At 70.1% G+C, this 26,444-nt stretch carries 26 protein-coding genes and 1 tRNA gene; 13 read left to right on the top strand and 14 right to left on the bottom strand.

Annotated features, from left to right (window positions below):
• The 6 genes from GXW71_RS23995 to soxA all read left to right on the top strand — a co-directional run bounded on the left by GXW71_RS23995 (position 1) and on the right by soxA (position 3,596).
• Positions 1-270 carry a c-type cytochrome gene (locus GXW71_RS23995; RefSeq protein WP_211855224.1) on the top strand — a complete coding sequence of 90 codons (270 nt, stop codon included), beginning with the start codon at positions 1-3 and terminating at the stop codon, positions 268-270.
• Complete coding sequence (locus GXW71_RS24000; RefSeq protein WP_211855225.1) at positions 267-1,502, top strand: NAD(P)/FAD-dependent oxidoreductase; 1,236 nt, start codon at positions 267-269, stop codon at positions 1,500-1,502. The genes GXW71_RS23995 and GXW71_RS24000 overlap by 4 nt, the downstream gene beginning before the upstream one ends.
• Positions 1,489-1,917 (top strand): sulfur oxidation c-type cytochrome SoxX, encoded by a 429-nt coding sequence (gene soxX / locus GXW71_RS24005; RefSeq protein ID WP_246526844.1) that lies wholly within the window; start codon positions 1,489-1,491, stop codon positions 1,915-1,917. The genes GXW71_RS24000 and soxX overlap by 14 nt, the downstream gene beginning before the upstream one ends.
• Positions 1,914-2,351: a SoxY-related AACIE arm protein gene (locus GXW71_RS24010; protein ID WP_211855227.1), complete on the top strand. Its 438-nt coding sequence runs from the start codon at positions 1,914-1,916 to the stop codon at positions 2,349-2,351. The genes soxX and GXW71_RS24010 overlap by 4 nt, the downstream gene beginning before the upstream one ends.
• Positions 2,352-2,517: 166 nt before the next feature.
• Positions 2,518-2,841: a thiosulfate oxidation carrier complex protein SoxZ gene (locus GXW71_RS24015; protein ID WP_211855228.1), complete on the top strand. Its 324-nt coding sequence runs from the start codon at positions 2,518-2,520 to the stop codon at positions 2,839-2,841.
• Entirely contained in the window at positions 2,838-3,596 is a 759-nt protein-coding gene (soxA, locus tag GXW71_RS24020; protein ID WP_367617360.1) for a sulfur oxidation c-type cytochrome SoxA, read from the top strand. The genes GXW71_RS24015 and soxA overlap by 4 nt, the downstream gene beginning before the upstream one ends.
• Before the next feature lie 106 nt (positions 3,597-3,702).
• On the opposite strand, the gene GXW71_RS24025 is transcribed toward soxA, so the two are convergent.
• Positions 3,703-3,774, bottom strand: a tRNA-Thr gene (locus GXW71_RS24025).
• A 135-nt stretch (positions 3,775-3,909) separates the two neighbouring features.
• On the opposite strand from GXW71_RS24025, the gene GXW71_RS24030 reads away from it, so the two are divergent.
• From GXW71_RS24030 to GXW71_RS24040, 3 genes are read left to right on the top strand one after another with little or no spacing between them, the layout of a single operon-like run.
• Positions 3,910-4,932: an efflux RND transporter periplasmic adaptor subunit gene (locus tag GXW71_RS24030; RefSeq protein ID WP_211855229.1), complete on the top strand. Its 1,023-nt coding sequence runs from the start codon at positions 3,910-3,912 to the stop codon at positions 4,930-4,932.
• On the top strand, positions 4,929-6,173 hold the full coding sequence (locus tag GXW71_RS24035; RefSeq protein WP_211855230.1) for an ABC transporter permease: 1,245 nt from the start codon (positions 4,929-4,931) through the stop codon (positions 6,171-6,173). Before GXW71_RS24030 ends, GXW71_RS24035 begins: the two co-directional genes overlap by 4 nt.
• On the top strand, positions 6,170-6,856 hold the full coding sequence (locus GXW71_RS24040; protein WP_211855231.1) for an ABC transporter ATP-binding protein: 687 nt from the start codon (positions 6,170-6,172) through the stop codon (positions 6,854-6,856). Before GXW71_RS24035 ends, GXW71_RS24040 begins: the two co-directional genes overlap by 4 nt.
• 16 nt (positions 6,857-6,872) lie before the next feature.
• On the opposite strand, the gene GXW71_RS24045 is transcribed toward GXW71_RS24040, so the two are convergent.
• The 11 genes from GXW71_RS24045 to GXW71_RS24095 form a co-directional block, all read right to left on the bottom strand.
• On the bottom strand, positions 6,873-8,195 hold the full coding sequence (locus GXW71_RS24045; protein ID WP_211855232.1) for a glycosyltransferase family 87 protein: 1,323 nt from the start codon (positions 8,193-8,195) through the stop codon (positions 6,873-6,875).
• Positions 8,179-8,547: an SMR family transporter gene (locus GXW71_RS24050; protein WP_211855233.1), complete on the bottom strand. Its 369-nt coding sequence runs from the start codon at positions 8,545-8,547 to the stop codon at positions 8,179-8,181. Before GXW71_RS24050 ends, GXW71_RS24045 begins: the two co-directional genes overlap by 17 nt.
• Before the next feature lie 11 nt (positions 8,548-8,558).
• Positions 8,559-10,031: a UbiA family prenyltransferase gene (locus GXW71_RS24055; protein ID WP_211855234.1), complete on the bottom strand. Its 1,473-nt coding sequence runs from the start codon at positions 10,029-10,031 to the stop codon at positions 8,559-8,561.
• Positions 10,032-10,151: 120 nt separating this feature from the next.
• On the bottom strand, positions 10,152-11,819 hold the full coding sequence (locus tag GXW71_RS24060) for a hypothetical protein (RefSeq protein WP_211855235.1): 1,668 nt from the start codon (positions 11,817-11,819) through the stop codon (positions 10,152-10,154).
• Positions 11,820-12,046: 227 nt separating this feature from the next.
• The gene (locus GXW71_RS24065) at positions 12,047-13,072 is read right to left on the bottom strand and encodes an isopenicillin N synthase family dioxygenase (RefSeq protein ID WP_211855236.1); all 1,026 of its coding nucleotides are present in this window, start codon (positions 13,070-13,072) and stop codon (positions 12,047-12,049) included.
• Positions 13,073-13,086: 14 nt separating this feature from the next.
• A complete protein-coding gene (locus tag GXW71_RS24070; protein ID WP_211855237.1) occupies positions 13,087-14,391 on the bottom strand; it encodes an O-acetylhomoserine aminocarboxypropyltransferase/cysteine synthase family protein in 1,305 nt (434 codons plus the stop codon).
• A gap of 12 nt (positions 14,392-14,403) precedes the next feature.
• On the bottom strand, positions 14,404-15,354 hold the full coding sequence (locus GXW71_RS24075) for an ABC transporter substrate-binding protein (protein WP_211855238.1): 951 nt from the start codon (positions 15,352-15,354) through the stop codon (positions 14,404-14,406).
• Between the two features lie 4 nt (positions 15,355-15,358).
• Positions 15,359-16,312 (bottom strand): ABC transporter substrate-binding protein, encoded by a 954-nt coding sequence (locus tag GXW71_RS24080; RefSeq protein WP_211855239.1) that lies wholly within the window; start codon positions 16,310-16,312, stop codon positions 15,359-15,361.
• 72 nt (positions 16,313-16,384) lie between these two features.
• Positions 16,385-17,491 carry an LLM class flavin-dependent oxidoreductase gene (locus GXW71_RS24085; RefSeq protein ID WP_211855240.1) on the bottom strand — a complete coding sequence of 369 codons (1,107 nt, stop codon included), beginning with the start codon at positions 17,489-17,491 and terminating at the stop codon, positions 16,385-16,387.
• A gap of 83 nt (positions 17,492-17,574) precedes the next feature.
• Positions 17,575-18,312 carry an ABC transporter ATP-binding protein gene (locus GXW71_RS24090; RefSeq protein ID WP_211855241.1) on the bottom strand — a complete coding sequence of 246 codons (738 nt, stop codon included), beginning with the start codon at positions 18,310-18,312 and terminating at the stop codon, positions 17,575-17,577.
• Positions 18,313-18,314: 2 nt separating this feature from the next.
• Positions 18,315-19,160: an ABC transporter permease subunit gene (locus tag GXW71_RS24095; RefSeq protein WP_211855242.1), complete on the bottom strand. Its 846-nt coding sequence runs from the start codon at positions 19,158-19,160 to the stop codon at positions 18,315-18,317.
• A gap of 514 nt (positions 19,161-19,674) precedes the next feature.
• Between GXW71_RS24095 and GXW71_RS24100 the strand changes: the two genes are divergently transcribed.
• Genes GXW71_RS24100 through GXW71_RS24110 form a run of 4 tightly spaced genes read left to right on the top strand, consistent with a single transcriptional unit; the run spans position 19,675 to position 23,130 of the window.
• Entirely contained in the window at positions 19,675-20,238 is a 564-nt protein-coding gene (locus GXW71_RS24100) for an OsmC family protein (RefSeq protein WP_211855243.1), read from the top strand.
• A gap of 2 nt (positions 20,239-20,240) precedes the next feature.
• Positions 20,241-21,326 (top strand): ABC transporter substrate-binding protein, encoded by a 1,086-nt coding sequence (locus GXW71_RS24105; protein ID WP_246526845.1) that lies wholly within the window; start codon positions 20,241-20,243, stop codon positions 21,324-21,326.
• Positions 21,323-22,366, top strand: coding sequence for an ABC transporter permease (locus tag GXW71_RS34960; protein WP_246526846.1), 1,044 nt, complete (start codon positions 21,323-21,325; stop codon positions 22,364-22,366). Before GXW71_RS24105 ends, GXW71_RS34960 begins: the two co-directional genes overlap by 4 nt.
• Before the next feature lie 35 nt (positions 22,367-22,401).
• Positions 22,402-23,130, top strand: a complete 729-nt coding sequence (locus GXW71_RS24110; protein WP_367617361.1) for an ABC transporter ATP-binding protein — start codon at positions 22,402-22,404, stop codon at positions 23,128-23,130.
• 66 nt (positions 23,131-23,196) lie between these two features.
• Here GXW71_RS24110 and GXW71_RS24115 read toward each other — a convergent pair whose 3' ends face one another.
• Both GXW71_RS24115 and GXW71_RS24120 read right to left on the bottom strand, forming a co-directional pair.
• Positions 23,197-24,780, bottom strand: a complete 1,584-nt coding sequence (locus GXW71_RS24115; RefSeq protein WP_211855245.1) for an ABC transporter substrate-binding protein — start codon at positions 24,778-24,780, stop codon at positions 23,197-23,199.
• Positions 24,777-26,384 carry an ABC transporter substrate-binding protein gene (locus GXW71_RS24120; RefSeq protein WP_211855246.1) on the bottom strand — a complete coding sequence of 536 codons (1,608 nt, stop codon included), beginning with the start codon at positions 26,382-26,384 and terminating at the stop codon, positions 24,777-24,779. The genes GXW71_RS24115 and GXW71_RS24120 overlap by 4 nt, the downstream gene beginning before the upstream one ends.
• Positions 26,385-26,444 lie beyond the last annotated feature (60 nt).

Raw genomic sequence — 26,444 nt, forward strand, 5'->3', positions numbered from 1 at the left:
ATGGCGCCGCGCCTGGCGCTGCTGTTGTTGCTGGCGGTGCCGGCCCATGCGGAGGAGGCGCCGCCAGGCGCCTCCGGTTGCTTCGGCTGCCATTCGCCGACGCGCGCGGATGCGGCGATACCCTCGCTGCGCGGCCGCGACCCGGCCGAGGTCGCGACCCTGTTGCGTGCCTTCCGGGAAGGGACGCGCCCATCCACCGTGATGGACCGCCTCGCCCGCGGCTTCACCGAAGCCGAGAGCCGCACGATCGCGGCCTGGGTGGTGCGATGAAGGTCACGCGCAGGGCGCTGGCGGGGCTGCTCGCGACACCCGCGCTGGCGCAGGCGGCGCCCGCGGTCGTGGTGATCGGCGGCGGCTTTGGCGGCGCGAGCTGTGCGCGGGCGCTGCGGCGGAACGGGCTGGCCGTCACGCTCGTCGAGCCCAATGCGACCTATACCGCCTGTCCCTTCAGCAACGCCGTCATCGCGGGGCTGCGACCGCTGCAGCGCCAGCGCTTCGGCTACGACGCCCTGCGCGCGCAGGGCATCGCCGTGGTGCATCAGGCTGCAACCGGTGTCGACGCCGCGGCGCGCCGGGTCACGCTCACCGATGGCAGCGTGCTCGCCTATGACCGCCTGGTCCTCGCGCCCGGCATCACGCTGCGCTTCGACGCGCTGCCCGGCTATGACGAGGCCGCCGCGTCGGTGTTGCCCCACGCCTGGCAGGCCGGCGCGCAGACGGAGCTGCTGCGCTCCCAGCTCGATGCGATGGAGGATGGCGGCACGGTCGTCATGGCCATCCCCGCCAATCCCTATCGCTGCCCGCCCGGCCCCTATGAGCGCGCCAGCCTCATCGCTCATTTCCTGAAGACCCGGAAGCCGCGCTCGAAGCTGCTGGTGCTGGATGCCAAGGACGTGTTCTCCAAACAGCGGCTCTTCGAGGCGGCCTGGGCTTCGCTCTATCCGGGCTTGCTGGAATACGTGCCGCTCTCGGCGGGCGGGCGCGTGACGGGCGTCGACCTGGCCGCGCGCGCGGTGGTGACGGAGTTCGGCAATCACGCCGGCGCCGTCGTCAACGTCATCCCACCGCAGCGGGCCGGCGAGATCGCGCGCATCGCGGGTGCTGCCGACCGCAGCGGCTGGTGCCCGATCGATCCCGGCAGCTTCGAATCCCGGCTGCTGCCTGGCGTGCACGTGATCGGCGACGCGGCCATCGCCGGCGCCATGCCGAAATCCGCCTTCGCCGCCAATGCGCAGGCGCGCGTCTGCGCCGATGCCATCACGGCGCTGCTCCGCGGGGCGCCCGTGCCGGAACCGCGGCTGCTGAACACCTGCTACAGCCTCGTTGCACCCGGCTACGGCATTTCGGTCGCCGGCGTGTACCGCCCGGCCGAGGGCGTGCTGGCGGATATCCCCGGCGCCGGCGGCACCAGCCCGCTCGATGCGCCCGCTTCCGTGCGCGAGGTCGAGGCCGGTTATGCCGAGGACTGGTTCGAGACGATCACCGCCGATGCCTTCGGCTAGGCTTTTCGCCGCGCTCCTGCTGCTGGCCGGTCCCGTCTTGGCCCAGGAAGACGCCCTGCCGGCGCCGCTGACCGGGACGCCCGGTGACGCCGCAAGGGGACGCGCCATCGTTGCGGACCGGCAGCGCGGCCTGTGTCTGCTGTGCCATACCGGGCCCTTCCCGGAGGAGCGCTTCCAGGGAAACCTGGCCCCCGACCTGTCGGGCGCCGGCAGCCGCTGGTCCGAAGCACAGCTCCGGCTGCGCCTCGTCGACAGCCGCCGCTTGAACCCGGACAGCATCATGCCTTCCTACTATCGGACCGAGGGGCTCAACCGCGTCGGTAGCGCCTTCCGCGGGCGCACGGTGCTGAGCGCGCAGGAGATCGAGGACGTGCTGGCCTACCTGCTCACCCTGCGTGATGGGGATTCCCGATGAACGCGACCCGCCGCCTCGTCCTGGCAGCGCCCGCGCTGCTGCTCCGCCCGCCCGCCGCCTGGGCCTCGCCCGAGGCGATGGCGGAGGCGCTGCGCAGCTTCACCGGTGGCGCGGTGGTGCAGGCGGGCCGCGTGGCGATGGACATCTCGCCCCTGGTGGAAAACGGCAACACAGTGCCGCTCTCGGTCATCGTGGACAGCCCGATGACGGAGGCGGACCACGTCCGCGCCATCGCCGTCTTCAATGAGCGCAACCCGCAGCCGCACGTCATCACGGTGCGGCTCGGGCCGCGCTCCGGACGCGCGATCCTGGCGACCCATATCCGCCTCGCCACCTCGCAGACGCTGCTGGCCGTGGCGGAGCTCTCCGATGGGAGCTTCTGGTCGGACCGCGCGCAGGTGGTCGTCACCCTCGCCGCCTGCGTGGAGGGATGAGAGCCCGTTTGGAAATGGCTGTGGGGCGGTCTGGCGGTCCTTTTCCGCCCCTGCCGCCCCGGCCTCCTTGCCGATGCAACCAGCATCGGCTGCGTCACCCGAGACGGCAGGAACGAAAAATGCCTCGCCAGACCACCTCCACACCATTCCCAAACGGGCTCTGAGAATGGCGCGCGTCCTGCTCAACATCCCCCGCAGCGTCCGGCCCGGTGAGGTCGTCGCCATCCGCACGCTGATCCAGCACGGCATGGAAACCGGCTATCGCCCCGGCGCAGACGGCGAGGTGCTGCCGCGCGACATCATCCGCCGCTTCACCGCCACCTATGACGGCGCCGAGATCTTCGCCGCCGAGCTGTCGCCGGCCATCGCCGCCAATCCCTTCCTCTCCTTCACCCTCGTCGCGACCGTGACCGGCCCGCTGGTGCTGCGTTGGCAGGGCGACAATGGCTTCGACCAGACCGAGACGCGCGAGATCACGGTGGCGGCGTGAGGCGCGCCCTGGCTCTCGTCCTGCTGGCGCCGCTCTGCCTCTCCGCCGGCGCCGAGGAGCGCCGCTCCGGCTTTGCGGACATGGCGCGCGAGACCCAGGCCATGCAGCAGGACGATACAGCCAATCCCGGCATGCTCTGGGTGCTGGAGGGGGAGGCGCTGTGGAACCGCCCCGCCGGCCCGGCCGGGCAATCCTGCGCAGGCTGCCACGGCGACGCCGCGGCGGCGATGCGCGGCGTCGCCGCCCGCTACCCGGCCTGGGACGAGGCCGGCGCCGCGCCGATCGACCTCGCGGGCCGCATCGCGCAGTGCCGGGAAACGCGGCAGCGCGCCCCGCCGCTGGCGCGGGAGAGCGAGGACCTGCTGGCGCTGACCACCTATGTCGGCCACCAGTCGCGGGGGCTGCCGATCAGCCCGCCATCCGATCCACGCCTGGCCGCGGCGCGCGAGCGGGGCCAGGCTCTTTATGCCGAGCGGCGCGGCCAGCTCGATCTCTCCTGCGCGCAATGCCATGACGACCAGGCCGGCCGCCGCCTGGCCGGGAGCACCATCCCGCAGGCGCATCCAACGGGATATCCGCTGTACCGCCTGGAATGGCAGACCATCGGCTCGCTGCAGCGCCGGCTGCGCGGCTGCATGACGGGCGTGCGGGCGGAGCCTTTCAGCTACGGCTCGCCGGAATACGTCGCGATCGAGCTATTCCTCGCCTCCCGCGCCGCAGGATTGGAGGTGGAAACGCCGGCGGTCAGGCCCTGAGGGATTGATCGGCCGCTGCGCAGCGAGGGAAGGCGGCCGTGATTTCCCAGCCCGCCCAGGCGGGCGAGTCGGGACAGGCCGCAGCCCATAACCCATTGAAAAGGAATGCCGACACCCAGGATTGAACTGGGGACCTACTGATTACGAATCAGTTGCTCTACCGCTGAGCTATGTCGGCCCTGTTATGGCTGGCGGCCGGATTAGGCCGGAAAGCCTGACTCACACGAACAAACGAAGTTCCGGCGGCGCCTATACCGTGCACCCGCGCCCACGACAAGCGTTGGCGGCGCGGGCGTGCTACATGCCTCCCGCCATGCGCCGTCGCCTGCTGATCCTCTCATTGCTCGTATCGGCCGTCGGCGCCGCCGCCTTCTGGTGGACCCTGCCGCCCACCGTGGCCATCGCCGTCGCGACGCGCGGGCCGGCGCTCGAAGCCATCTACGCCACCGGCAATGTCGAGCCCGTGCAGTGGGCCCGGGTAGGCCCTGCCATCCGGGGCCGCGTCATGCGGGTGCTGGTCGAGGAAGGGGACCGGGTCACCACCGGCCAGCCCCTCGTGCAGCTCGACGACCGGGAAGCCGCCGCCCGGGTGGCCGAGGCGGAGGCGCGTGCCGCCTTCGCGCAGGAAGACCTGCAGCGCATCCGTACCCTGGTGGCGCGCGACATCGCCGCCCGCGCCCAGCTCGACCGTGCCGAAAGCGAGGCTCGCGCCGCCCGCGCCCTGCTCGATGCCAGCCTCCGCCGCCTCGATGACCTCGTGGTGCGCGCCCATGCCGATGGCACGGTGCTGCGCCGCGATGTCGAACCCGGCCAGATCGCCGATGTCCCCGATGCCCTGTTCTGGGTGGGAGAGCCGCGCCCGCTCCGCATCAATGCCGAGGTGGATGAGGAGGATATCGCGCGCGTCAGCGTCGGCCAGCGCGTCCTGCTCCGCGCCGATGCCTTTCCCGGCCGGGTGCTGCCCGCCACGGTGACGCAGATCACGCCCAAGGGCGACACCACGCGCAAATCCTACCGCGTCCGCATGGCGTTGCCGGACGACACCCCGCTGCATATCGGCATGTCGGTCGAAGCCAATATCGTGCTGCGGGAGGAGACGACCGCGACGCTGATCCCGCCCGCGGCGCTTCGCGACGGCCATGTCTTCGTGATCGAGAAGGAGCTGGTGCGCCGCCGCCCGGTCACCATCGGCGTGCAAGGGGCCCGCGCGGTCGAGATCCGGGATGGGCTGAGCCCCGGCGACTCGGTGGTGCTCGACCCGCCGGCCCGCCTCGCCGATGGCCAGCATGTGAGGCTGCGCGCCGGCGGCGCCGTCGCCGGGCCCGCGCAGCGATGAAGCTGTTGCTCGCCCTTGCGCGCGGGATGCTGGCGCGGCGGCGGCGGCAGACGCTGGTCAGCGTCTCCGGCGTCGCGCTGGGTGTCGCCTTCTTCATCGCCATCGCTTCCCTGATGCGCGGCTTCCAGACCTATTTCGTATCCCAGATCATCGACGTGCAGCCGCACATCACGATCAAGGACGAGCGGCGGAACCCGCTGCCCCAGGCGGTCGAGATCGCCTATCCGGAAGCGGCGATCGCGCTGAACGGCGTGAAGCCGGTAGACCGCATCCGCGGCATCCGCGCCGCCGGCGACAAGATCGCGATCCTCGAAGCCATGCCCGGGGTCGCCGCGGCGCCGATCCTGACCGGCTCGGCGCTGCTGCGCTATGGCTCGCGCGACGTCTCCGCAACCGTCACCGGCATCGATCCGCAGCGCTACGTGCAGGTCGCCAATCTCGGCAAGGACATGACCCAGGGCCGGATCGAGGATCTGCGCAGCACCGCCAATGGCCTCATCATCGGCGTCGGCCTCGCGCAGCGCCTCGGCGTCGTCCTGGGCGATACGGTGAACGCGGTGTCGCCGCGCGGCGTCGCCTTGCAGATGAAGATCGTCGGCATCTTTCGCACTGGCATCGTCGGGCTCGACCAGGGGCAGGGCTATTCGCTGCTCAAGGTGAACCAGATCCTGCAGGACCGATCGAATGTCGTGAACCAGATCGTGCTGCGCCTGGCCGACGTCACCCGCGCCGAGACGCTGGCGCGGGAGATCGAAGCGCGCTTCGGCGACCGCACCGAGAGCTGGGAGGAGCAGAACGCCAATTTCCTGAACATCTTCGTGATCCAGAACGCGATCATGTACAGCGTCACCGGCGCCATCCTGCTGGTCGCGGCCTTTGGCATCTACAACATCATCTCGACCGTGGTGTTCGAGAAGACGCGCGACATCGCGATCCTGAAATCGCTCGGCTTCACCGAACGCGACATCCAGCTTCTCTTCCTGCTGCAGGGGCTGGTCGCCGGCGTGCTGGGGGCGGTGCTCGGCTGTGTGATCGGCACCTTCATGATCGAAGGCCTGGCCCAGGTGCGCTTCGGCGTCGACGCGCCCTCGGGCAATGACCGCTTCATCATGGCGCGGGAGTGGCAGATCTATGCGGTGGCCTCGGGCTTCGCGATCCTGGCCGCCGGGATCGCCGCGGTGATCCCGGCCCGCCGCGCGGCACGGCTCGATCCCGTGCAGGTGGTGCGAGGCGCCGCATGACCCTGTTGGACGCCGAGGATGTCACCCGGAAGCTGCCGGAAGGGCCGGTCCTGGTGCAGGGCGCGACGCTCTCGGTCAGTGGCGGGGAATTCGTCGCGATCACCGGCCCCTCCGGATCGGGCAAATCCTCGCTGCTCTATCTGCTCGGCCTGCTCGATCGGCCGAGCGTCGGACGGGTGCGGCTGGAAGGGCGCGACACCACGGGGCTCTCGGGCGACGCGCTCGCGGCGCTGCGGCTGGCGCGGCTGGGCTTCGTGTTCCAGTTCCATTTCCTGCTGCCGGAATTCTCGGCCCTCGACAACGTGCTGATCCCGATCCGCCGGCGCGGCGTGCTGGACGAGCGCACGGCCCGGGCGCGCGGGATGGAGCTGCTCGGCATGCTCGGCCTCGCGGATGCGGCGGCGAAGCTGCCGGAGCAGCTCTCCGGCGGCATGCGCCAGCGGGTCGCCATCGCGCGCGCGCTCGCCAACGACCCGGCGCTGCTGCTGGCGGATGAGCCGACCGGCAACCTCGATACCAAGAACGCGGCGGCGGTGTTCGACATCTTCGCCGAACTCGCGCGGAGCGGGGAGCGGGCGGTGATCACCGTCACCCACGACGCGGAGCTGGCCGGGCGGGCGACGCGGCGCATCCATCTGGTGGATGGCCGGATCGTCTCGGATGAAGGGCAGGGCGCGGGATAGGACGGCGCCTGCGGCGTCATCGCGCCGGCGAGGAAAGGCCTCCCCGATGCGGCGCGTCCGAGGCCGGCGCGCGCGCATCCTGCCGGCGATACACGGCGACCCCGAGGACGCCGAGCAACAGCGCGGCGCCCAGGAACAGATGCGCCTGCAGGATATTGAGGGGCGTGCCGCTGAGCGCGCCGAGAAGCGGGATCCGGCCGGCCGCCAGCACCCAGGACAGCGCGAGCAGCGTCAGCAGGCGGGGCCGGGACGCAGCGGGTGCCTCGACCAGGGTGAAGCGAAGGGCCAGGACATAGAGGGGCAGCATCACGCCATAGTGGTGCTCCCAGGCGATCGGCGACGCCATGGTGAAGCAGAGCAGGGCGAAGCCGAAATCGAAGACGCGCGGCTGCCCCCTCCGCCACAGCAGCGCCGGCAGCAGCGGCAGCGCCAGGAAGGCGAGGCTGGCCAGCAGCGTCGCGGCGTGGACGACCGGGTGGTAGGGCGCGAAGGCGTTCGGGTCCCAGGTGAGGTTCGGCCCGTTGAACAGCAGCCGGTTGACGATGCCGTTCACCGAATTGTTGGCATGGAAGGATTCGCCATGCCGGGCGATGAAGGAGAGCACCTCGAGATAGGTGAGGTGGTTGTGCCAGCCGAAGCGCAGGACCGAGATCGCCGCGACCGGCAGGGCTGCGGCCAGGAAGCCGGCGACGAAATCCCAGCGGCGCCAGAGCAGGGCCCAGAGCAGCAGCATCCCGAATTGCGGCTTGATGGCGCAGGCGAGGCCGATCAGCACGCCGGCGGCGCCCCGGCGCCCGGTCCACCAGAGCAGGCAGGCCAGCGTCACCGCCAGGTCGATCCAGATCTGGATCTGGCCGAGCACGAAGGCGCGGGTGAAGGGCTGGAACAGCAGGGCTGCGGCGAAGGCCAGGGCCGGCAGCCAGCGCAGGTCGAAAGCGGGCGTCGGCGCGGCGCGGAAGACGAACCGGGTAAGAAGTGCGAGCGCCGCGGCGTTGAGCAGCGCCAGTGCCAGGTTCAGCAGATTCAGGTTCGCCAGGCTGAGCGGCATGATCGCGCCCAGCAGGTCGATCGGCAGCAGGCTGGTCGGCGGGTACTGGAACTTGGTCTGCTCGGCGAAGAAGAGCCGCTCGTAGAGCGCAGCACCTTCCGACCCCCGCAGCAGGTCCAGCGCCCGGATCATCGGCGTCCAGGAATCAAAGGCGGCGGTGAGGACATAACCGAGATCGGCGGCACGGATCAGGTCACGGCCGCCGAGCAGTGCGCCGAGGATCAGGAGCGCGAGCAGCGCCAGGCGCCACGCCCGTGCCGGCGGAGCGCCCGGATCAACTGCGGGCGACAAGGACGATGCCCCCGATGACCAGCAGGATGCCGAACAGCCGCTGTGCGCTCAGCGTATCACCGAACAGCATCGCCCCCAGCACGGCGGTCAGCACGAAGCCGAGCCCGACGAAGGGATAGGCCTGCGACACCTCGACCCGCCCGAGTGCCGTCAGCCAGAGCAGGGTGCCGAGGCCGTAGAGCGCCAGCCCGCCAAGCACGCCCGGGGTCAGCAGGGCGCCGATCAGCCCGGCGGCGGGGCCGCCGCCATTGCCCTGCCCGCCGGCCGCCGTGACGCCAAACTTGAAGGCGATCTGCGCCACCGCCGACAGCGTGACGCTGACGAGGATGAGGATGAGCGTGCCTGTGGTCATGCCGGTCGCGGTCAGAGGATATGCGCGAGATTGGAATCGGCGGCCAGCACCAGCGCGAAGACGCAGCCGGCGACGATCCAGGACACCCAGTCGTGCGCCGCATAGACGATGGGATCGTCATGCATGTGGCCGCGCACCGTCGAGAGCCAGAGCCGGCACTGCCAGAACAGGATCAGCGGCACGATGCCCCAGAGCAGCTCCGGCGAGCCGTATTGCGCGGAGGCCGCTGTGCTGCCGACGAACAGCGCCAGCACCACGGCGGAGGCGAAAGCGGAGGCGCAGCCGAAGGTCTGCAGGATCGGGATGTCGCCCGGGAAATAGCCGCGCCGTGCCGCGGTGCGGTTGCCGCTCGAGCGCGCGACCGCCGTCATCTCCTCCACCCGCTTCACCAGCGCCAGGCTGAGGAAGAGGAAGCCCGAGAAGGCGAGCAGCCAGAGCGAGGCGGTATGGCCCGATGCGACGCCGCCGCCGAGCACGCGCACCGTGTAGAGGCCGGCAAGCATGAAGATGTCGACCAGCGGGAATTCCTTCAGCGCCACGGAATAGCTGACCGAGGCGATGGCGTAGATCGCGATGATCGCGAGCGTCCCCGTCGCCGCCGACAGGCCGATGCCGAGCGCGAGCAGCATCGCCGCCATGGCCACCCCAACGGCGGGGGACAGGGCACCGCTGGCAAAGGGCCGCAGGCGCTTGCGCGGATGCCGGCGATCGGCGGCGAGATCGCTGAGGTCGTTGAGGATGTAGATGCCCGACGCGGTGACGCAGAAAGCGACGAACATGCCGAGGGCGCCGGTCCAGGCCGCGGCTTCGCCGAGCGCATGCGCGGTCACCATCGGCACGAAGACCAGCACGTTCTTGGCCCATTGATGCGGCCGCATGGCCTTGATCATGGAACGCAGCGGGGCGGGGCGGCCGCCGAACTCGGCTTCCACCTCGGCGCCGATCCGCGCCTGCTCCCGCGTGCTGCGCGATGCGTTCACGATGATGATGCTGCGGGCGGCCTTCCAGACCGGCAGGTCGCTGCGGTCGTTGCCGGCATAGGCGAAGCCTTTCTCGCCGAAGCGCTCGACCAGCGCCGCCGCCTTCGCCTCGCCCTTCAGATTCCGTTGCCCGTCCGAGGCGATCACCTCGTCGAACAGGTCGAGATGTCCGGCGATGGCCTGGGCGATCTGCGCGTCGGCCGCGGTGGCGAGCACCAGGTATCGCCCCGCCGCTCTCTGCTCCTTGAGAAAGGCGAGGAATCCCGTGTTGTAGGGCAGCGTCCGCGGATCGACGGGAGCAACCTCGGCGACGCGCCGCTTCAGCGCCGCCCGGTTGCCGGCGAGCATGCGCGGCAATTGCTGCGGATGGGTCAGGCCGCTGAGCAGCCCCTCCACCAGCGTGTCGCTAAAAATGAGAGTTCCATCGAGATCGACACATAGCGGCGTCGCGATTCGAGCGTCGCCGCTGCGAATCAACTCCATAGTATCAGGGGATGCCAGCATTTCCAGGCTTCCTGTCCAGCGGCGCTGGTGGGGGTTGCGGGGTATCAAAGCATGGAAAGTTGCTCTTTTTTTATATTGCGTTGCGGGAAGCGTCAACGGAAACAAATCATACGGGCGCCCTCATCGGGGCTGTCGCGGTGGTTGCAGCGGCCGGCACCGCAGCGCGCCATCGAGGTAGAAATATCCAGGTCCCGCGGCCGAGAACCGCGGCGCGTCGGGGCTGCTTTCGGCGACGGCTTCTCCGCCCGGGCACAGCCGCGCCGCCACGAAGCTCAACTCAGGCTGTCGCGTGATGACCTTCGTGAACCTGCCTCCGCCGGCGGGATACCCCACCGCTTCGATGCGGCTTCCGCGGATCTCCTCGACGGTCAGTTCCCGGTAGAGGGTGCGTTCGATGAAGATCTCGGGCCAGGGGTCATAGGCCGCGGGCATCGCCGCCAGAAGGAGCGCGGCGATGGGCTTCATCACGAGCTGGTCCTCGTAAGGCAGCCCGCCCACGCGCATCACGGTCAGCACGTAGTGGAGCTTCTGGGCCAGGAAGAGCCCGAAATTCGCGGCATAGAAGCCGAAGCCGATGAACCAGGCCCACAACCCGCCGCGGGCGTAGGGGCCCTGGACCTGCAGGCCCGCCCAGATGATGCCTGGCGCCACCAGCCAGGCGAGGTATCGGGACGCATAGTATTGGCCGGCGTTGAAGTTGACCTGCGTCAGCACCGGCAAGGCCATGGCCAGCATGCCGAGAAGCAGCGCATCCTCGGTCCGCAGCAGGCCGCGCCACCCCGCATGCCGCATCCGCAGGACAATCACGCCCACTAGCAGCGTCAGGAGGAAGGGAAAGGCGATGACCAGGCCCTGGTTCCAGTCGAAGATCAGCGACAGCAGCTTGCGCCCGGTCATCTGGCTGAAATCGACATAGCCATTGGCCAGGATCGGGTTGGCGACGCCGAGCACGGCGAGCCCGTAGAGATAGGGCAGCACGGCGATGACCGCGCCGCCCCCGATGCGCAGGCCGGCTTGCAGCAGCGCTCGCGCGATCGGCGCCTGGCGGGCGCCGGCGATGGCATCGGCGATCGCCACCAGGGCGATGGCGCCGAGCAGCAGGATGGCGGAGGGATTCTGCAGCGACGCGATCGCCGCCAACAGCGAGGCGCAGAAGTGGCGCCGCTCCAGGAGCATCAGGGATGCCATGAGCAGCAGGCAGGCGGTGAAGACCTCCGGGTGCGACCAGGCGACATACCAATTGATGGTCGTCGTGGCGAAGGAGGTCAGCACAACGCATTTCCCGGTCAGGTCGAGCCTCGGTGAGCGGTGCAGGACCCAAATGGCCACGCCGAAGCTGGCGGCATTCAGCAATGGGAAGGCGTGGGTCGTCGCGACCCCGGCGAGTTGCAGCAGCAGGGCGAACGGTACCGACAGCAACGGATAGAGCCAGAAATGGACAGCGTAGCGCGCGCCGTCGAGGCCTTGGATGAGGCGGCCTTCACCATCCAGATTCGGGCGGCGCTCCATGCTGGCGACCGCCGTGGCGATGTCGTCGGGAATGCTGAACCAGCCATGCTGGAGCAGCGCCTGCTGCACGCCCCAGTAAAAGGGGCCATCGCCACCGAGCTCCCCGCTCCGCTGCATCCCGATCGCGACCGGCACGAGGAGGACGGTGCAGGCGATGAGCAGGGCCATATAGAGCCGGTGCCCGGGCTGCCGCACAGCCGACCGCATCGTTGCCGCCGGCTCCGCCCGTGCGCGCCGCTTGTCGAGGCGAATACCGTCCACGTTCGGCGCTGCCGTCATCACGCGTCCTTTCCAGCGTGGCTGGACCGAATGTCATTATGACTTGGGAGAGACAAAACGTTACGCTAAGTTTAATAAAGTCGTCAAACACCATGATGGTGCGCGCCATTTTGCACGAACGGCGCTCTTGCGCCGCCCGGTGCTGTATCATATTTTGCTGAATAATCGAATTTGCGACGTGATGGCCGTCACAGACCGGTTGCGGCGATCCCTGCCAAGCTCGCCGGTCAGGGCGTGGCGGCGGGCTGGAGCAGGTCCGCGTGGTGCCGCTGCGCCACATCCGGGTGCGAGCGCAGCCGGCCCTTGAGGTAGTTCTCGCCGACATTGCGGAACAGGGGATTGTCCGGATCCGCGGTCGGTCCGGTCGCCTCCGCCGCCAGGTGCGGCGGCAGCGTCAGCACCGGCACGGTCGCGTCCAGCCGCGCGCCAAGGAAGAAAGCGACCGACAGGCGGTCGCGTCCCTTCGGGCTGACCACGCGATGCACGGTGGCCCGCAGGTAGCCGTTGGAGGCGAGCTCCAGCAGCTCCCCGATATTCACGACGAAAGTGCCCGGAACCGGCACGGCGTCGATCCAGCCATCCCTGCCCTGCACCTGCAGCCCGCCGACCGCATCCTGCAGCAGCAAAGTCAGCAGCCCGCTGTCCTTGTGCGCGCCGACACCCTGGTCGCTCTCCGCGGCGTCACGGCCGGGGTAACGGATGATCTTCATCGTCTGATTGGGGGAGCCGTCATAGATCGCGGCCAGCGCGTCCGGTGATTGCTCCAACGCTTCGGCGAAGGCGCTCACCACCCGGATGGCGACCTGGGTCAGCGCCGCCTGCCAGCCGAGCAGCGCGGTGCGCAGCCCGGGCTGCGCGGCCGGCCACTGGTTCGGGCCCTGCAGCCGCGTCCAGGCCGGTGCGCCCGGCGTCTGCGGCCAGGGCTCGCGCTCGGCGTGGATGTCGAACTGCTCGCGCCAATCCTGCTGGCCGCGGGTGAGCTCCTGACCGGCGCGGTTGTAGCCGCGGAAATGCGGCGAATGGACCATCTGAACGGCAAGCTTGTCGGCTTCCGGCAGGGCGAAGAAGCGGTTCGCCTCGGCCACGACAGCGGCTTCCAGCGCCGGGTCGACACCGTGTCCCGCCAGGTAGAAGAAGCCGACATCGCGCGCCGCCGCCCGAAGCTCGGCGAGGAACCCCGCGCGGGTGGCGGCATCGCCGTCCAGGCGGCGGAGATCGAGAAGCGGCAGGGCGAAACTGATGTCGGCGGACATGCTGGCTCCGATGGTCATTCGGCGGCGATCGGCAGGGTGGCGGCCGCCAGCGCCTGGTCGAGATCCTCGATGATGTCGTCGATATGCTCGAGCCCGATCGAAAGGCGCACATAGCCCGGCGTCACGCCGGTCGCCAACTGGTCCTCGGGCGGGAGCTGGCTGTGTGTGGTGCTGGCCGGATGGATGGCCAGGCTCCTGGCGTCGCCGATATTGGCGACGTGATAGAACAGCTCCAGCGCATCGATGAAGCGGGCGCCGGCCGCGGCGCCGCCGCGCAGCTCGAAGCCGACCAGGCCGCCCTGGCCGCCGCGCAGGTAGCGTTCGGCGCGCGCCCGCGGCTCGCCGATCTGCCGCGATGGATGGATCACCCGCAGCACGTCATTGCGTTCCGCCAGCCAGGCCGCGACGGCCGCGGCATTCTCCGAATGCTGCCGGATGCGGAGCGGCAGCGTCTCGATCCCCTGCAGGATCTGGAAGGCGTTGAAGGGCGAGAGCGGCGCGCCGAGGTCCCGCTGCACGGAGCTCCTGACCGCGGCGATATAGGGCGGTACGCCGAGCTTCGGTGCCGCCTCCGTCCAGACCGCGCCGTGGTAGCTCGGGTCCGGCGTGGTCAGGGCGGGCTGGCGCTCGGGATGCGCGGTCCAGTCGAAGCCGCCGCCATCGATGATGGCGCCGCCGATCGAGGTGCCGTGCCCGCCAAGATACTTGGTCGCGGAATAGACGATGATGGCCGCCCCATGGTCGAAGGGCCGGGCGATCAGCGGTGCCGCCGTGTTGTCCAGGATCAGCGGGATGCCGAGCGGCCGGCCGATAGCCGCCACCTCGGCGATCGGGAAGACCGCGAGCTTCGGGTTCGGCAGCGTCTCCCCGTAATAGGCGCGGGTGCGGGCGTCGGTCGCCTGCGCGAAGCTTTCGGGATCGGCGGGGTCGACGAAGCGCACCTCGATCCCCTGCCGCTTCAGGGTATTGGCGAAGAGGTTCCAGGTGCCGCCATAAAGGTCGGTGGAGGAGACGATGTTATCCCCCGCCTGCGCCAGCCCCAGCACGGAGAAGGCCGAGGCCGCCTGGCCGGAAGCGAGCGCCAGCGCGCCGGCGCCGCCTTCCAGCGCCGCCAGGCGCCGCTCCAGCACATCGACGGTCGGGTTGCCGGTGCGGGAATAGATGAAGCCGAGCCGCTCCAGCCCGAAGAGGCTCCGCGCATGGGCGCTGTCGGCGAACTGATAGGAGGTGGTCTGGTAGATCGGCACCGCGACGGCACCGTTGGTGGCATCCGCGCGCCAGCCGGCATGCAGCGCCAGGGTTTCCGGACGACGGGTCATGACCTGCGCTCCTTAACCGGCATGCTGATGGGTGAAGCCGAGATCGACCGAGCGCGCCACGTCGACGCGGCGCTGTAGCAGGCCGAACTCCAGCGCATTGTCGGCGGCCGCCTGGAATTCCCGCACCAGCGCGGCGTCGAGCGGCGCGGCCGCCGTCGCCTCGATCTCATAGGCGCGGCGCAGCGCCGACTCCGGGATGCGGGTCAGCGCGGAATTGTAGCGGGCATAGTCCGGGATATGGGTCCGCGCCCAGTCCCAGCCCGTCGCGAAGCGGCGGAGGAAATCGGCGAGCAGCGGCCGCTTGTCGCGGATCGCCTGCTCATGCGCGGAGACGAACATGATCGAGGGCGTCAGGCCGCGCCCATCGACCAGGGTGCGCGCCCCGAATTGCTGGATCTCGACGGAGATATAAGGTTCCCAGATCGCCCACGCATCGACGGCACCGGAGCGGAAGGCGAGCAGCGCATCGGTCGGCGGCAGGAAGTTGATCGTCACCTCCTCCGGCAGGATGCCCTCGCGCTTGAGCGCTGCGCGGATCAGGTAATGCCCCCAACCGCCGCGATTGCCGGCGATCCGCTTGCCGCGCAGGTCGGCGAGGCTGCGGATCGCGGCATCGCGCACCAGGATGCCCTGTCCGGCGGGCGAGGGTCGCGCCACCCCGATGCCGCGCAGCGGTGCGCCGGAGGCGAAGACGGTGAGGAAGGCGAGGTCGCCCTGGTAGCCGAGGTCGAGCGCGCCGGCGTTCAACGCCTCCAGCAGCGGTGCCGCCGCCGGGAACTCGCTCCACTCGATGCGATAGGGCAGGCTGTTCGCGGTGCCGGAGGCTTCCAGCAGCGACCGCAGCCCACCCTTCTGGTTGCCGATGCGCAGCACCGGCGGCGCCTGAGCGCGCGCGATGGAGGGTGCCGCGAGCAGGGTGGCGGTGCCGACCGCAAGGCTACGGCGCGTGATGAAGCTGGTCATGGCGTCATGCCCCCAGATCGCGGCTGAAGCTCTGATCGACGGCCTCGGCGACGGTCACGCGCTGCGGCACCACGCCCCAGGCCTGCGCCTGGTCGACCGCCGTCTGGAACTCGCGCACCAGGGCATCGTCGATCGGCACCGCGCGGGTCTGGCTCACCTCATAGGCACGCTGGATCACCGGCACCGGCTGGCGGATGATCTGCGCGGTGAAGCGGGCATATTCGTCCCGGTTGCCCTGGGCCCAGGCCCAGCCGCGCGCATTGCGCCGCACGAAGTCCAGAAGCTGCTCCCGCCGCTGCGTCAGCGCGTCGTTGTGCACCGCCAGCACGCTCGCCGACGGCGTCAGGCCGCGCGCGTCGGCCAGCACCCGGGCGTTGAAGTTCAGGACTTCCAGTGAAGTATAGGGTTCCCAGACCGACCAAGCGTCCACCTCTCCGGTGCGGAAGGCAAGGGCGGCTTCCGCCGGCAACAGCCAGGCAAAGCGCACATCGGAGAAGGGGATCCCCGCCTTGTGCAGGATTGCGAGCAGCGAATAGTGGGTCCAGCCACCGCGCGCCGCGGCGATGCGCTTGCCGCGCAGATCGGCCACGCTGCGGATCGGGCTGTCGCCGCGCACCACAATGTTCTGCGACGCACCGTCGGACCGCGTGGCGGCGATCGCCTTGATCGGCGCACCGGAGGAGTAGACGCTGAAGAAATTCAGGTCGCCCATGCTGCCGAGGTCGACGGCATTGGCGTTCAACGCCTCCAGCAGCGGCTGGGCGGCAGGGAACTCGCTCCATTCGATCCGGTAGGGCAGGTCGCGGGCGAGGCCGGAGACTTCCAGCAGCGACCGCAGCCCGCCGCGCTGGTTGCCGACGCGAAGCGTGCGTGGTGCGGCCTGGGCACGGGCAATGGCGGGGGTGGCGAGCAGCGTGGCGGCGCCGAGCAGCGCACGGCGGGACATGGCGATGGTCATGGCGGTCCTTTCAAGTCAGTGGAGCATCCGATTCAGACCTCCGGGCCTCTCGGCCCTCCGGTCATCGGAGGCTCACTCGGCAGCAGCGTGGATAGCGACGGAGACGCGGCGGCGATCCTCGGCATCGGCCAGCTCACGCAGCAGCGGGATCAGCTCCCGCCCGTATTGCGCGACATCGGGCAGGGGATCCCAGCCGCGCAGGATGAAGTGGGAGATCCCGAGGCCGCGGTAGCGCAGCAGGGACCGCGCCACCTGCTCGGCGGTGCCGACCAGCGCCGTGCTGTTGCCGCGGCCGCCGAGCACGCCGGCCATCGCAGTCCAGAGCCTTTCGTCATGCACCACCCCACGCTGGGACAGGCTGACCAGGCGCTGGGAATTCACCGCCTGGCCGGCGGCGATCAACCCCGTGGTGCCGCTGGCCTTCAGCTTGGCGATGGCGCGGTCTCGGATGTCATGCGCCTTCTCCCAGGCCTGCTTCTCGGTCGCCCCGATGATCGGGCGATTCGACCAGGAGAAGGCGAGCTTCCGCGCCCCAGGCACCGCCGCGCGCATGCGGTCGAGCACGGTGCGGGTCTCGGCCAGCGGTTCGCCGAACAGGGCATAGACATCGGCGTGGCGCGCCGCGACCCGTAGCGCGATGTCGGAGGCGCCGCCGAAGAAGATCGGCAGATAGGGCTTCTGCGCCGGCCGGATGTCCGACCAGGCCTGCTCGAAGCGGTAGAATTCGCCGGCATGGTCGATCGGCGCATCGGCGGTCCAGATGCGGCGCAGGATCTCCAGGAACTCGTCGGTGCGGCGGTAGCGCGCCTCGTGGGTTTCGTAGTCGCCGTCCTTCCGCTGGTCGCCATCCTCGCCGCCGGAGATGACGTGCAGCGCGAGGCGCCCGCCGGTGAGCTGATCGAGCGTCGCGAGCTTGCGCGCGGCGAGCGTCGGCGCGACGAAGCCCGGGCGGTGCGCCAGCAGGAAGTTCAGCCGCGTGGTGACGGCGGCGGCATGGGCGAGGACGAGGAAGCCGTCCGCCGCATTGGTCCAATAGCCGGCGAGGACCCGGTCGAAGCCGCCCTCCTCATGCAGGCGGGTGATGCGGGTGATGTGGTCGGGCTGGAAGGCCGGGCCTTCCTGTACCTCGAGGTCGGAGGTGGGGTGGGCCCAGATCATGCCGGTGATATGCAGGCTCATGGTGGTCATCCCTGATGGTGGCGGTTCGGTGAGGCCAGCCTCCGCGCCGACATCGCTGCGCCGGGAATCCATGCACGCTCATCTCAGGCCGCCTTCGCGGCGTCATTGCCGTCCTCGTCGACGCCGAGCGCGCCGAGCAGGCGGAGCCGCAGCGCGTCGAAGTCCGCGGCGGCGCGGCGGCGCGGGCGCGGCAGCGGCACCGACACATCCTCGATCAGCCGGCCCTGTGCCAGCACCAGAACGCGGTCGGCGAGCAGCAGCGCTTCCTCCACGTCATGGGTGACCAGCAGCACGGCCGGCTGATGTGCCTGCCAAAGCTCACCGACCAGGGACTGCATGCGCAGCCGGGTGAGCGCGTCGAGCGAGGCGAAGGGCTCGTCGAGCAGCAGCAGCTCGGGGTCGCGGACCAGGGCGCGGGCAAGGCCGGTGCGCTGCGCCTCGCCGCCCGACAGGGTCAGCGGCCAGGCCTGCGCGCGGTGCGCCAGTTCTACCTCGCGCAGCGCCCGCAGCGCGTGGCCGCGCGTGGCGCCGAGGCTGCCGGGCAGGCCGAGCGCCACATTCTCCCAGACCGGCTTCCAGGGCAGCAGGCGCGGTTCCTGGAACACGACGGCGCGGCGCTGTGGCAGGCGGGCTTTGCCCTCGGTCACCGGATCGAGGCCCGCGAGGGTGCGCAGCAGCGTGGTCTTGCCGGAGCCGCTGCGCCCGAGCAGCGCCACGAATTCACCGGGCGCGATGGTGAGGTCGATGCGGTCCAGCACGGGCTGCGAGGCAGGGCCGTGGAAGCGGCGCGACAGGGCACGGAGTTCGACGATGGCGTTCATGCTCAGGCCTCGCGGATCAGCGAGGGACGCCAGGCGAGGGTCCGCCGTTCCAGCGCGCGCACGAGCTGATCGGCGCCGAGGCCGAGCAGCGCGTAGACGACGAGGCCCACCAGGATGATGTCGGTGCGCAGGAATTCCCGCGCATCCATCACCAGGAAGCCGATGCCGGCAGTCGCGTTGATCTGCTCGCCGACCACGAGGCTGAGCCAGGCAGTGCCGAGCGCATAGCGCAACCCGACCAGCGCCTGCGGCAGCGCGCCGGGCAGGATGATGTGGCGGATCTGCTCGGCACGGTTGAGGCCGAGGATGCGCCCCGCCTCCAGCAGCTTCGGGTCGACGCCGCGGATGCCGCCGAACAGCGTCAGGTAGATCGGAAAGGTGGCGCCGAGCGCCACCAGCGCGATCTTGGTCGCCTCGCCGATGCCGAGCCAGAGGATGAACAGCGGCACCAGGGCCAGGAAGGGCAGGGCGCGCAGCATCTGCAGCGTGGCGTCCACCGCATCCTCGCCGAGCTTGGAGAGCCCGGCGATCAGCCCGAGCGAGACCCGAGCAGTGAGCGCGATGGCCAGGCCGATCGCCACCCGCTGCAGTGACACCAGCAGGTGATAGGGCAGCTCGCCGGAGGCGATCAGCTCCCAGGCGGCACTCGCGATCGCGGCCGGCGGCGCCAGCAGCCGGGTCGAGATCAGCCCGACATCGGCGGCGAGCTGCCAGAGGATGACGAGCAGCACCGGCACCAGGAAACGGCGGACATTGATCAGCCGGCGATGCAACGGCGGGCCGCGCCGCGGCGCCCTGGCCGGGGTGGCAGATGGGGAGGCGGTGGCGGCGATGGCCTGGCCGGACATGGCGATGCTCCAAGCAGGGCGCGCGGCGAGGGCGGGCCGCGACGGAAACCTAGGGCTGACGGGAAGGCGCTGGCGGCGATCAGGCGGTGCGGCAACACATGGCCGAAGCAGGTTCGCGGAACGCTCCGATGGCCATGGGCGGATTCAGCTTCATCAGAAATCCCGACAGGTGCGCCCGGGCGCGTTCCCTGGCCCTCGATCCGTAAATTACCAAATAAAAATCGTCAAACTTAAAAAATCACATCAATTTTCTGGTTATGGCGTAATGCCCGCCCATCCCTCGCGGGCCGGTACAACGAGAAGGGCAGCGGATGGGCATCTCCGAGTGGCGAACCGGCCGAGGAAAATCTGCGCTCCGCGGCTTCCGCCGACGGCGAGAATGCGAGGCCTGGCACCGTCGGAAAGGAAAACGCGATTCTAGAAAGTGTATTATTGCAAAAGACTTAAAATTATGCGTGATTCCGCGTGACGCATCGGGGGCGCGGCCTCCGCCATCGGAATGCAGGGCACCGGAATGACCACGCTCAACTCCTATCTGCGCCACAAGCAGGACGCCTTCCACGCGCTGAAGGCGCGCGCCGCGGCGCCCGGCTATGCGCCGGCCACCTTGCAGGCGACCGTCACGGCGGAGGGCCGCAGCGGGGTGCGCCGCATCCGGATCCGCGACTTCCAGTTCCTGAGCGACAGCCCACCTGATTTCGTGGGCTATGACCTGGGACCGTCTTCCCCGGAGATCGCGCTCGGCGCGCTCGGGAGCTGGATCACCCATACCTGGCTGATCCAGGCCGCCGCCTTCGGCCTGCCGCTCGATGCGATCGAGGTGGAGGTGCGCGGCCGGATCGACCAGCGCGCCGGGATGCCGGGACATGACGTGATCCCGCGGGAGCCGCATGGCATCGGCTACACCGTGCGCATCCAGACCGACGCGCCGGACGACGCCGTCGCCGAGGTGCGCGACGCGGTCGAGCGCGTCTGTCCCATCCTGAATCTGCTCCGCCACCCGCAGGCGATCTCAGGCGAGGTCACGCGCGCGGACGACATCGCCACGAACCCCATCCCTTCCGCCGTCGGAGGCTGACCATGTCCATGACCACCCGTGATCGCCGCGGCCTGTTGCGCGCCGCCGGCGCCGTCGCCCTGACCCTGCCGCTCGGCGCCATGGCGCCGCGGGCGGCGCGCGTCGCCGATCCCTTCGCCGATCCTTCCGTCATCTGCCGGCCGGCATCGGCGGCGGCCGGCGGCGGCTATGCCGCGCCGGGGCCGCGGCGAAATCTGAAGCTCAGCTTCAACGCCAACTCCATCTGCACCGTCGGCGCCCTCGTCGCCGTGCAGCGCGGCTTCTTCGAGCGCAACAACCTGAATGTGGAGCTGGTCAATTTCGGCGGCTCCACCGACCAGCTCCTGGAAGCGATCGCGACCGGAAAGTCCGATGCCGGCATCGGCATGGCGCTGCGCTGGCTGAAGCCGCTGGAGCAGGGCTTCGACGTGCGCATCTCCACCGCCATCCATGGCGGCTGCATGCGGCTCTTCGCGCTGCGCGGCAGCGGCATCGAGTCGGTGGCCGATCTGCGCGGCAAGACGCTGGGGGTCACCGATATGGGTGCGCCGGACAAGAATTTCTTCGCCATCGTCGCCGCCAAGCTGGGCCTCGATCCCGAGCGCGACATCACCTATCGCGCCTTCCCCGCCGATCTGTTGGGCGAGGCGCTGAAGCGCGGCGACGTCCAGGCCATCACGCTGGGCGACCCCATGGCCTGGATCCTGCGCGAACGGGACGACCTGCATGAGGTCGCGAACAACCTGAACGGCGAATACGCGCACCGCGCCTGCTGCATCCTCGGCCTCCGCGGCAGCCTGCTGCGCGAGGACCGCGCCGCCGCCCGCGCCGTCACCGGCGCGCTGCTGGAGACGCAGGACTGGGTCCACGCCAATCCGGACGAAGCGGCGGAGATCTTCCTGACCAATGCGCGGGGCACCAGCGCGGCGCAGCTCGCCGCCATGCTGCGCAGCCACACCCATGGCGAACATCCGCACAATCACGAGCTGCGCGATCAGCTCGCCGCCTATATCGAGGAGCTGAAGCTGGTGCGGGTGATCCGGCCCAACACCAACCCGCAGCGCCTGGCCGATCGCATCTATGCGGATGTGCTGGGAACTCCGGCATGAACAGCATCGCGCACAGGATCGGGTCGGCCAATCGCCTGGACGGTGCCGCCAGCGCCGCCGGCTTCGCCCGCCCCAGCCCGCCGTTGCCGGTCTGGGCCGGCGGCGTCGTGGCGGCGCTGGTCTGGCTGGCGGCCGCCGGGCTGACGCATTGGCTGCCGGATGACGACGATCTTGGCCGCACCGATCTTCTCGCCCTGGCGGCGGCGGCGATCGGCGTCGTCATCCTGGCGGCCGTTGTGGCGGTCGGGCGGCGGCCGGCGCGGCGCGAGAGCCGCATCGGCCAGCTCCGCGCCGCCGGTCCCTGGCTCGTGGCCCTCGCGCTGGGGCTCGTCGCCTGGGAACTGGTGACGGCGAAGTATGCTGTGCTGCCGCGCCCCTTCTTCGTGGCGCCCCAAAGCATCCTGGAAGTCTTCACCGATGACTGGGCCCGGCTCGGTGAGAGCGTGCTGCGCTCGCTGCTGCTGGTGGTGCCGGGCTATCTGCTCGGCGCGGCGATCGGCTTCCTGACCGGGGTCGCCATGGGCTGGTCGCGCTTCGTCGGCTACTGGGTGCATCCGGTGATCCGGCTGATCGGGCCGTTGCCGGCCACCGCCTGGCTGCCGGTGGCCTTCTTCGCCTTCTCCTCCAGTCGCGGGGCCAGCACCTTCCTGATCGCGCTGGCGAGCTTCTTCCCGGTCGCGGTGCTCACCTGGTCGGGCGTCTCGGCGGTCGGCAAATCCTATTACGACGTGGCCCGCACCATGGGCGCCTCGCCCTGGTTCCTGGTGCGCAAGGTGGCGGTGCCGGCGGCCATGCCCTCGGTCTTCGTCGGCCTCTTCATGGGGCTCGGCGCCTCCTTCTCCGTGCTCGTCGTGGCGGAGATGATGGGGGTCAGGGCCGGGCTCGGCTGGTACATGCAATGGGCCCAGGGCTGGGCCTCCTACGGCAACATGTATGCCGCGCTGCTGGTGCTGGCGGCGCTCTGCTCCGGCGCGGTGACCTTGCTCTTCCGCCTGCGCGACCGGTTGCTTTCTTGGCAGAAGGGGCTGGTGCGGTGGTGAGCGGGAAGCGGGGATTCCGTCTCGAGGTGCGTGGCGTGCGCCACGCCTTCGAGCTGCGCGGGCAGGACCTGCCGGTGCTGGAGGATGTGGATTTCGTGGCCGAGCCGGGCGAGTTCGTGGCGCTCCTCGGCCCCTCCGGCTGCGGCAAATCCACCCTGCTGCGCCTGGTCGCGGGGCTGGAGCCGTCCAGCGAGGGCAGCATCCTGGTCGATGGGCAGCCGATCACCGGCACCGATCCCAGCCGCATCATCATGTTCCAGGATCCGACGCTCTACCCCTGGCGCACGGTCCGCGCCAATGCGGCGGTGGGGCCGGAGGCGCGCGGCACGCTGAAGCGCGATGCGGCACGCATCGATGCGGCGTTGGCGCTGGTCGGGCTCGCCGATTTCGCGGCCGCCTATCCGCACGAGCTCTCGGGCGGCATGGCGCAGCGCGCCTCGCTCGCCCGCGCGCTGGTCAATGATCCGCATCTGCTGATGCTGGACGAGCCGCTCGGCAAGCTCGACAGCCTGACGCGGCTCGCGATGCAGCGGGAGCTCTCCGCACTCTGGCAGCGGGCGGGCTTCACCGCCCTCCTGGTGACCCATGACGTGGAGGAGGCGCTGCTGCTCGCCGACCGCGTGCTGGTGCTGAGCGACCGTCCCGCGCGCATCCTCGCCGACCTCCGCGTGGAGACGCCGCGGCCGCGTCGGCGCGACGATCCGCGGCTGGTGGCGCTGCGGAGCGAGGTGCTGGGGCTGCTCGGGTTGGCGGAAGCCGCCTGAGCGTCAGCCCATTGCTTGGCGAGCAGATTCACGCCTCCGGACGATCCCGCCCTCCGGCGATCTGCTCTAGCCCCGCCGCACATTCAGCGGCAGGGTGACACCGCGGCGGCCGAGTTGCAGGCCGCGGCGATAGCCGCTGTCGAGGAAGTACTGGCCGAGCGGCCAATATGGCAGATCCTCGAAGAACTGCGTTTGGATGTCGCGGCCGATCCGCTGTTGCGCCTCGAGGTCCGCGGCTTCCAGCCAGGCTTCGCGCAGCTCCTCCAGCCGGGCGCTGCTCGGCCAGCCGAACCAGGCGTCACCGCCATTGGCGCGCAGCAGCGGATGGCCGCCGGGATTGGCCAGGTCCTCGCCGCCAAAGAGGACGACGACGGCATTCCAGCCGCCCTGGGTCGGCGGCTCTTTCCGGCTCCGCCGCTGCAGCATGGTGCCCCAGTCGGAGGTCGCGTCGACCGCATCCAGGCCGAGCTTCTTCATCAGGTCGATCGCGACCAGGGTCAGCGCGTTGTTGTTCACCTGATCGCCAGGGTTGAGCACCACAGCGCGGCTGCCGGCCTTGCCGGTGGCGGCGAGCGCCGCCCGGCCGCGGGCCAGGTCGCGCGGCCCCTGCAGCGCCGCGAGACCGGCATCGGAGGCGAGTGTTGATCCCGGCGGGAAGCAGCCGACTCCGTCGCGCCAGCGCGCCCGGTCGGGACCCATGATGGACGCCATGAACTCCGCCTGATCGAGCGCCGGCAGGAAGGCGCGGCGCACCGCGGGATCGTCGAAGGGCGGATGCAGGTGGTTCGGCCGCAGCATGGCGACGGTGCCGTTGGTCTCCAGCCGCTCCACCACGACATCGCGCCGGCGCGCGAGCAGGTCTCGCAGATCAGGCGCGACGCGCTCCCACCAATCGACCTCGCCCGCCTGCAGCGCGGCCGCAGCGGTCGCGGGATCCATGATGATGCGCCATTCGAGGCGCTCGAAATGCGCGAGCTTAGGGCCGGCGGTGCCGCCGGGCGCGCCCTGCGGCGTCGGGCTGTAGCGGTCATAGCGGCGATAGACGACCTGCGCGCCGGAGCGCAGCTCCCCCGCCACGAAGCGATAGGGGCCGGAACCCACGATCTCGGTCAGCGGCGTGGTCGGCGGCGTATTCGCGAAGCGCTCCGGCATGATGAAGCAGGGATAGGAGGAGGATTTGCCGAGCGCATCCAGCATGACGCCGAAGGGGCGCCGCAGCCGCAGCGCGAAGCGCCGGTCGTCCAGCACCCGGATCTCCTCGAGCCGGGCGGCCAGCGTCTGGCCATGGGTGTCGCGCACCATCCAGCGCCGGATGGAGGCGACGGCATCGGCGGCGCGGATCTTCTCGCCGTCATGGAAGGTCGGGCCGTCGCGGAGCGTGAAGACCCAGCGCAGCCCGCCATCCTCGACCTGGTGGCCTTCGGCGAGCTGTGGCTGCGGCCGGAACTCGAGGTCCAGCCCGTAGAGCGTGTCCCAGCAGAGATGCGCATGGTTGCGCACCGCATAGGAGGTGGTCGAGAGCGGATCGAGGGTGGTGACATCCGCCTGCGGGATGAAGCGCAGCACCTGCCCTGCCTCGCCCTGCGCGAGGGCGGGGCGGGCCAGGGCCGCGGCAGCGGCGGTGCCGAGAAGCGTGCGACGGGGGATCATGGGGCTGGCCTCGTGGATGCGGCGAGGGTTTGTTCATCGGCGCGCGCCTCGTAGCGGAAGCCGCGGCGCACCGCCCAGGCATTCTTCAGCAGGAAGAGCGGCAGCATACCGAGATCCTCGGCCGCGGCCTGCACCGCCTCGCGCAGCAGCGTCTCGCGCACTTCATCGTCCATGGTGGCGATGGCACGGCTGGTCATGGCGTCCAGCGCGGGGTTGCTGTAGCGCCCGTAATTCGGCGTGCCCCAGCCGCGCGCGCGATCATAGGTGCCGATAACGTTGCGCAGCAGATAGCTCGCCTCACCGGTGCTGCTGCCCCAGCCGCCCAGGCGGAAGCCGAATTCCTGCTGCCGCCCGCGCGTCTGGTAGCTCGACCAGGGCAGGCTCTCGACCTCGGTGCGCACGCCGATGCGGGTCCAGAACTGCGCCACGGCCTGGGCCGTCGTGGCATCACCGGGATAGCGGTCATTGGGCGTGGTCAGCATCATGCGGAAGCCCTGCGGGAAGCCGGCCTCCGCCAGCAGGCGCCGCGCCTGGCCGGGGTCGAAGGCTGGCACGCCGACCGCCGGGTTATGCGAATAGCTGCCCTCCGGCAGCCACTGCCCGGTCGGGACCGCGGTGCCGGACATGATGCGCTCCGCCAGCGCATGCCGGTCGATCGCGATCGAGAGCGCCCGGCGGACGCGAAGATCAAGGAAGGGGTTGCGCGCCAGGCGCTGGCCATTGTTGTCGGTAACGCCCGGCACGTCGCCGCCCTGTCGGGAGAAATCGGCCTGCAGGTAGATCAGCCTTATGCCGCTGATCTCCGCGATGCTCACCCGTGGGTCGCGCCGGAGCCGCGGCAGGTCGTTGCCCGGCACCTGCTCGATCACGTCGACATCGCCCGCGAGCACCGCCGCGGTGCGGGCGCCGTCATTGGCGATGAAGCGGTAGTTGACGCGTGCCCAGGGCTCGGCGCCGCGCCAATAGGCGTCGTTGCGCTGGAAGGCGGCGCCTTCGCCGGGCCGGTAATGGATGAAGCGATAGGGGCCGGTGCCGATCATCGCCCGACCGCTGTTGTAGTCCGGCGGATTGGCGTCGGTGCCGGCATGGCGAGAGATGATCTGCACCGTGCTCAACTCGTTCGGCAGCAGCGGGTTCGGCTGCGCCGAATGGAAGCGAATGGTCGCGGCGTCGACCACCTCCGCCCGGGTGATCGTGCGCACCGCGCCGCTGTAGCCGCCGGCGCTGCCCTGCACATGCGGCACGCGCGCGATGGTGAAGGCGACATCATCCGCGGTGAAGGGCCGCCCGTCATGCCAGGTGATGCCCGGGCGCAGCCTGAACTCCCAGACCGTCTCGCCGGCCGGCACCCAGCTTTCGGCGAGCCCCGGCACCAGGCGGTTACGGGCGTCGCGGGCGATCAGCGTTTCGAAGACATGGCCGGAGAGCGCGAAGTTCGCGGTGGTGTTGGTGAAATGCGGGTCGACCGTGTTGACCGGATTGGCGAGGCCGATGGTCAGCGTCTGCGCGAGCGCCGTGGAGGTCAGCGCGAGGCCGGCCAGCAAGGCGGCACAGAAGCCGAAGCGATGTCGCGGACGGGCAGAGCGGGGGTCGACATGCGGCATGGCGGGCTCCGGTTCGGCGGCCAAAAGAAGGATGCGCAAGAACGATGCGTCAACGCCATT

Source organism: Plastoroseomonas hellenica (assembly GCF_018129085.1).
Taxonomy (GTDB): domain Bacteria; phylum Pseudomonadota; class Alphaproteobacteria; order Acetobacterales; family Acetobacteraceae; genus Plastoroseomonas; species Plastoroseomonas hellenica.